A 6,254-nucleotide genomic window follows, 5' to 3' on the forward strand; every position below is an offset into this window, starting at 1 on the left:
CCTTGCGCCGTGCCGCCCCAGCTCCAGTGTTCAGCGGGCTTGCAGGTAACGTAAGGGGCGTGCAGATGAGTCAAGCGTTGGTGAAGATAGCGGCCGGATGGCTGCTGGGCTTCATGCTTGCCGTGGCTGCCTCCATTGTTGGCGTCAACGTGGTGAACAAGACCGTCGCGAGCCCGCAGCAGCCGGTCCGTGAGTACCTGGATGCGCTGCAGCAGGGCAACGGCGGGAAGGCTCTGGGCCTGCTGCGGGCCAGCGTGCCGCCCAGCAACGCGGCCATGCTTGACGGGACGGCGCTGAAGACCGCCGCCTCGCGCCTGGCCAACGTCACCATCGGTGAGCCTGAGAACCGGGCCGGCCGCCAGGTCATGGTCCCGGTGCAGTACACCATTGATGGCAGCCGCCTGCGCACCGAGTTCCTGTTGGAGGAGACAGGAACGGAATGGCTGTTCTTTAAGACCTGGGCGTTTGTGCCGTCGCGGCTACCCACCCTGCCCGTCACGGTGGTGAACTCCAGCGAAGCCAACCTGAACGGTGTCCCGGTGAACATGCCCGGCGGCCGGAACTCCTTTGCCGTCTTCTATCCCGGCGAATACGAGGCCTCCCTCAACGGCGTCTACTTCGCCGCACCGGCCACCCGCGCCACCATCACGTCCCGCGATGCGCCGGTGGCCCCGCTGAACCTTCTGACCGAGGCCACCGAACAGCTGCGCAAAGATGTGGGCCAGCGGGTGAAGGAGTTCCTGGACGGCTGCGCCGCGGAAGCCGTGAAACAGCAGAGGCTGCAGCCCGACTGCCCCTTCTATTTCTCCAGCACCAACAACGTGGACGATGGCACCATCAAATGGACCATCACCGAGTACCCCGAAATCTCCATCGCGCCTTTTGACGGCCGCTGGGTGGTTGCTCCCCTGGACGGCAAGGCAAAAGTGGAGGCAGTGCAGCAGAGCTCCTTCACCGGCGCCTGGTTCCCGCTGAACGAAGAAGTGGACTTCAGCTTCACCACCCGCCTGGACGTCGAGGGCGACACCATCAAGGTCACCCCGCTGCTGAGCTATTAGGGGGCGAACGCAAAAGAAGGCTGCCTCCCGTGACTCAATATCCCGGGAGGCAGCCTTTTGCGTAAGTACGACGGCGGTGGCTAGTCCATGCCGCGCAGGTCCAGGACCAGTTCCGTGTCGCCGTCGTCCGTGAGCAGCACGGGAATGCCCCAGTCCTGCTGGTACAGGTGGCAGGCGGCGTGGTCCGGGATCTCGCCGTCCTCGTTCTCGGGGCCGTCGCAGGCCGCGGCCCGGGCGGTGATGTGCAGGACGCCTTCCGGAATTCCCGTTGCCAGCTCCAGGGTCCGGAGCAGGCCCACAGACGTGCCGCCACCGGACACCAGCAGCTCCGGCGGGGTGGAGGAGATCTTCAGCTGGGTGGGATCGCCCCAGCGGTCGTCGAGCTTCTGGCCGGTTGGGGCCGTGAAGCGGACGGTCAGGTCCAGCAGGCCCGGAGCCACGGGGCTCTTGGGACGCTGAGTCTGCGAAGCGCCCTCGTCCACCTGCTGCGCCTCCTTGGGGATGGGCACGTAGACGAGCTGATGCTTGTTGGCCTCAACCACCACCAGGAGCGGTTCGGAGCCGGCAGCCCGGGTATGGTCCACGATCACGTCGCTTGGTTCAGACAGGCCCCGCGCCAGCGTGGAGACCTTGCCCGTTGCCGGGTCGTAGCGGCGCACGGCACCGTTGTAGGTGTCCGCGATGGCCACGGAGCCGTCGGGCAGGACGGTAACGCCCAGCGGGTGCTGCAGCCGTGCTTCCGCCGCCTCACCGTCGCGGAACCCGAAGTCGAACAAACCCTTGCCGACGGCGGTTTCCACGGTGACCGTGCCGTCGTCGCTGATGGCCAGCTTGCGGAGTGCGGACGTTTCCGAATCCGCTACCCAGACATTCCCGTCGGCGTCCTCGGCAAGGCCGGACGGCTGAGCGAACCAGGCTTCGTGGGCTTTGCCGTCCAGCAGGCCTTCCAGTCCGTTGCCGGCCACAATGGCCACAGCGCCGGTGAGCGGGTCGAAGCTGAAGATCTGGTGGGTTCCGGCCATCGCGACCACCACGGCGTTGAGCTTGGTGGACCAGACAACGTCCCACGGCGAGCTGAGCGAGACCTCCAACGGGTGCCCGCTGAGCTGCCCGGTGAACCCGGCAGCGTCCTCGTCCACCCGCGCGGGGCCCGTTTCGAGGAGCCGCTGAACGCCGTTCCCGGCGAGCGTGCTGGCCTTTCCGTCTGTGAGCGAGAGCCCGCGCAGGCGGTGGTTGACCGAATCGGCAATGACGACGTCGTAGCCTGCCTTCGCTGCCACGTCTTCCGGCAGCAGCACAAGGCCCTGGGGCTCGTTGAACCGGGCGGCGGCCGGGTCACCGGCGGCGGGGCCGTCCTCGTAGCCCTTGGTACCTGAACCGTAGGTGCGCAGCACCGTCTGGAAGTCGGTGCCCAACTCCACGAGGCGGTGGTGGCCGGTATCCGTCACAAGCCAGGTGCCGGCGTCGGACGCTTCAGTGTCAGAGGCGCCCGCCCCGGAAGTGCCCGCCTCGGAAGTGCCCCGTCCGGCGGGGAGGAAGAGTGCCTTGCCCGGGAAGCGCAGGGTACCTGAGGTCGCTTCCGGCGCCACGTAGGGGCCCGAGCCCCGGTGCAGGGTGCCCTTGGCCTCATGTTCGGCGATCAGCTCCGGGATGAGCACGGCCAGGCCGTCCGCGTGGCCTTCACCGGAGAGGTGCGCCACGATGTAACCCTCGGGATCGATGACCACCAGGGTGGGCCAGGCACGGGCGGTGTAGGCCTTCCAGGTGTCCAGCTCAGGATCGTCCAGGACGGGGTGGTGGATCTCGTAGCGCTCAACCGCCGCTGCCAGCGCCACCGGGTCTGCCTCGTGCTCGAACTTCGGTGAGTGCACCCCCACCGTGACCAGGACATCTGCGTACTTCTCTTCGAGCGGGCGCAGCTCATCGAGGACATGCAGGCAGTTGATGCAGCAGAACGTCCAGAAGTCGAGGAGCACGATCTTGCCGCGCAGGGCTTCAAGGTCCAGCGACTTCCCGCCGGTGTTTAGCCAGTTACGGCCCACCAGTTCGGAGGCGCGGACCCGGAGTTGGGTGCGTACGGTTTCGCTCATCAGCGTCCTTCCAGCTTGTTGCGTTCAGCCAATCTGGCGTCGCGTTCGGCCAATTTGGCAAACATATCGTTGTAAGCGGTGAGATCGGCGTCGTTATTCCTGTCCGCTGCCCGATCGGTGCGGCGGGTCTCGCGTTCATCGGAGCGTGACCACATGATGGCGACGCCGATCGCCACCAGCAGAGTGGGGACTTCGCCGATGCCCCAGGTCACCGCACCGCCCAGTTGCTGGTCCAGGAGGGCGGACGGTCCCCAGGGGCGGCCGAGGTTGCCGAAGTAGTCCGCCGCCAGCAGGCTGGTCCCGCCCATGATGGTGACGCCGAAGAAGGCGTGGAAAGCCATGGTGGCCAGCAGGAGGAGCAGGCGCATGGGATAGGGCGCGCGGCGGGGCAGCGGGTCCGTGCCGATCATGCTCAGCACGAAGATGTAACCGGTGAGCAGGAAGTGCAGGTTCATGAGTTCGTGGCCCACGTGCTCCCGCATCGCAAAGCCGAACGCGTCCGAGAAGTAGAACAGAATGATCGAGCCGGCGAAGTTTGCCGCGGCAAACAGCGGGTGCGTGACCACCTGGGAGAACTTGGAGTGGACAAAAACCAGCACCCACTCACGCAGTCCCCTGGAACCGTCCGCGCGTGCCGGAAGGGCGCGCAGGGCCAGCGTCACCGGGGCGCCCAGCACCAGGAACAGCGGCGCCACCATGGTCAGTGCCATGTGGCCCACCATGTGAGCGGAGAACAGCACCATCCCGTAGACAGTCGGCGGGCCGGAGGTGATGTAGGTCAGTGCCACAAGTCCCACCACCCAGTTCACGGACCGGAACCACGGCCACTTGTCCCCTCGCCGCACCACTTTGGCCACGCCAAGGAAGTAGGCCACCAGAGCGAACAGCACCACGGCTACCCAGAGCCAGTCCAGGCGCCATTCCGTGAACCAGCGTTCGGGGGTCAGCTCCGGCGGCAGCTCATAGCCCGACAGGATAAATGCCGGCGAAGCGTTGGGTGCGAAGCTGGTGGGTTCGGGCGGGGCCGAACGGCTCAGGGCGACGGCGACGCCCGAGGTGGCGCCCATGATCAGGAGTTCAACGATGACCAGCTGCCACAGCACGCGGCGGGCGGTAAATGCCGAGCCCTGGCGGCCCAGCTGCGGGATAACCCACTGCCGGTGCATCAGGCCGATGCCGCCGAGGACCACCGTCGCTGCCGCCTTAGCCAGAATGAGCTGCCCGTAGGGAGAGCCAAAAAGGTCAGCCCAGTTGGTGACGCGAATGCTTGCGTTGATGACGCCCGAGGCAAAAACCAGCACAAAAGCAAAACCGGCCAGGGCCGAAAACCGCCGCAGGGTGGGTTCGGTGATGTCTGTGCCCGCGCCCGGCTTCGGTCCCGCCAGGATGCCTGAGAGCAGGGCCAGCAGGATGATGCCGCCCACCCAAACGCTGACGCCCACTAGGTGCAGGCCCAGGGAGTTGACCGCAGCTGAATGGTCCGAGGAACTCGACGAGTGCCCGATCAACGCGGCGGGGACCAACCCGATCAGTGCCAGGATCAGCGTGAGCGCCAGACCGCCCAGGGATCTGACACCGAACAGGGCGGTGGTCACCACGGCCCCGATGATGGTGACGGCCAGCCAGGCACGGCCGGTGTCGATGTCGGTCATGAAGTAGACCAGGGCGCGCGTGAACTCAGCGTCCCCGGAGAGTCCCTGGCCTGCCACGTCCGAGTAGGTGAGGACCAGCACGGCGATGGCCGATAACGTCCAGACCGCGCCGGCGGCAGCGGCTATGGCCAGGGCCCGTGAAAACGCAGGGTGTTCGGGCGCGTGCGCATCGTTGGTCCGGGAACGTGGGCCGGCGCTCCTGGGAAGGATGCCGACCGCGAAGATCAGTCCGCCGATCACCGTTGCCAGGGACACGTTGTGGATGGCCTTGCTGATCGGCAGGCCCCAGCGGGCCAGCGCTCCGGGATCAGATACTGTTCGGGCCGCCGCCGCGCCGGAGAAGAGGAGCGCTGCGACCAGTCCCAGAAGCAGCGCTGCAAGCCCCAGAAGCTGCCAGGGCCGGGAAACCCCCACAGGCGCGGCGCCCGGCGTTGTACCGCCCCTGCCGGGGGCCGGTGAGGGTGTTGTGGGACGGGACTTTGCTGCAGAAGGCACCTATTCATTGTCCGCTACCCGCGCCGAGGCGGCGAATCGTACTTCACGGGGAGATGCAAAGGGGCGGCAACCCGAAGGTTGCCGCCCCTTTAGCTGGTGCTGAAGAAGACTACTTCTTCTTGGCTACCGCAGCCTTCAGCTTGGAGCCGGCGGTCAGCTTGACGCTGTGGCCTGCTGCGATCTGGATGGTCTCGCCGGTCTGCGGGTTGCGGCCGGTGCGAGCTGCACGGTCGGTGCGCTCGACTGCAAGCCAGCCCGGGATGGTGATCTTCTCGCCGGAGGCGACTGACGTTTCGAAAACTTCGAACAGTGCATCGAGGACGGAGTTGACGGCTGCCTGGCTGGTGCCGGCCTTGCCTGCTACCTCTGAAACAAGTTCGCTACGGTTCTTAGCCATTGATGTCCTCCTGGACGGTCACGATTTCTGGAGCCTGAACGCGGCATGCGTGCAAGCCACTGTTCGAAAACTTACCAGCTTGGGACGGCGAGGTCCGCAAATTCCGCGTGTTTCCGCGACTTTTTGACTTAAATCACCGGAATTTCGGGCTTTCCCGGGTGAAATTGCGCCCACAGCGGACGCTCTCTCACTTGATGCGGGTTTTCAGCCGACGCTCTCTCAGTTGATGTGGGTTTTCCGTGGACGCTCTCGCAGTGTGGGGTGTTCGACGGCGGTGCCGGGGATGGGTGCCGGGGGGCCGGACATGGTGTGGTGCACGACGGCGGTGCCTGCGGTGGGTGGTTGGGTGCGGCGGGTGCCGGCTGTGGGCTGGCCGGGTGGGGTGGGTGGTTAAAGTGGGAGAGCCTCCAGACTGTGTCTGGAGGCTCTCAACCGTTTTAATGGTGTTCCGGCGGTGACCTACTCTCCCACACCCTCCCGGGTGCAGTACCATCGGCGCTGTGGGTCTTAGCTTCCGGGTTCGGAATGGGACCGGGCGTTTCCCCCACGCTATGACCGCCGT

Annotated in this window: 4 protein-coding genes and 1 rRNA gene; 1 reads left to right on the forward strand and 4 read right to left on the reverse strand. The window is 66.0% G+C overall.

The window, feature by feature from the left end; all coding sequences use genetic code 11:
- The first annotated feature begins 65 nt into the window (after window positions 1–65).
- A complete protein-coding gene (locus PY310_RS14675) occupies window positions 66–1,058 on the forward strand; it encodes a hypothetical protein (RefSeq protein ID WP_275215206.1) in 993 nt (330 codons plus the stop codon).
- An 80-nt stretch (window positions 1,059–1,138) separates the two neighbouring features.
- Here the strand turns inward: PY310_RS14675 and PY310_RS14680 are convergent, their stop codons facing one another.
- The 4 genes from PY310_RS14680 to rrf form a co-directional block, all read right to left on the reverse strand.
- Window positions 1,139–3,148, reverse strand: coding sequence for an NHL domain-containing thioredoxin family protein (locus tag PY310_RS14680; RefSeq protein ID WP_275215207.1), 2,010 nt, complete (start codon window positions 3,146–3,148; stop codon window positions 1,139–1,141).
- Complete coding sequence (locus PY310_RS14685) at window positions 3,148–5,295, reverse strand: bifunctional copper resistance protein CopD/cytochrome c oxidase assembly protein (protein WP_275215208.1); 2,148 nt, start codon at window positions 5,293–5,295, stop codon at window positions 3,148–3,150. Before PY310_RS14685 ends, PY310_RS14680 begins: the two co-directional genes overlap by 1 nt.
- Window positions 5,296–5,404: 109 nt before the next feature.
- Window positions 5,405–5,692, reverse strand: coding sequence for an HU family DNA-binding protein (locus tag PY310_RS14690; protein ID WP_214961838.1), 288 nt, complete (start codon window positions 5,690–5,692; stop codon window positions 5,405–5,407).
- A gap of 446 nt (window positions 5,693–6,138) precedes the next feature.
- Window positions 6,139–6,254 (reverse strand): 5S ribosomal RNA (gene rrf, locus PY310_RS14695).

The sequence above is a fragment of the Pseudarthrobacter naphthalenicus genome (assembly GCF_029076445.1).
Taxonomy (GTDB): domain Bacteria; phylum Actinomycetota; class Actinomycetes; order Actinomycetales; family Micrococcaceae; genus Arthrobacter; species Arthrobacter naphthalenicus.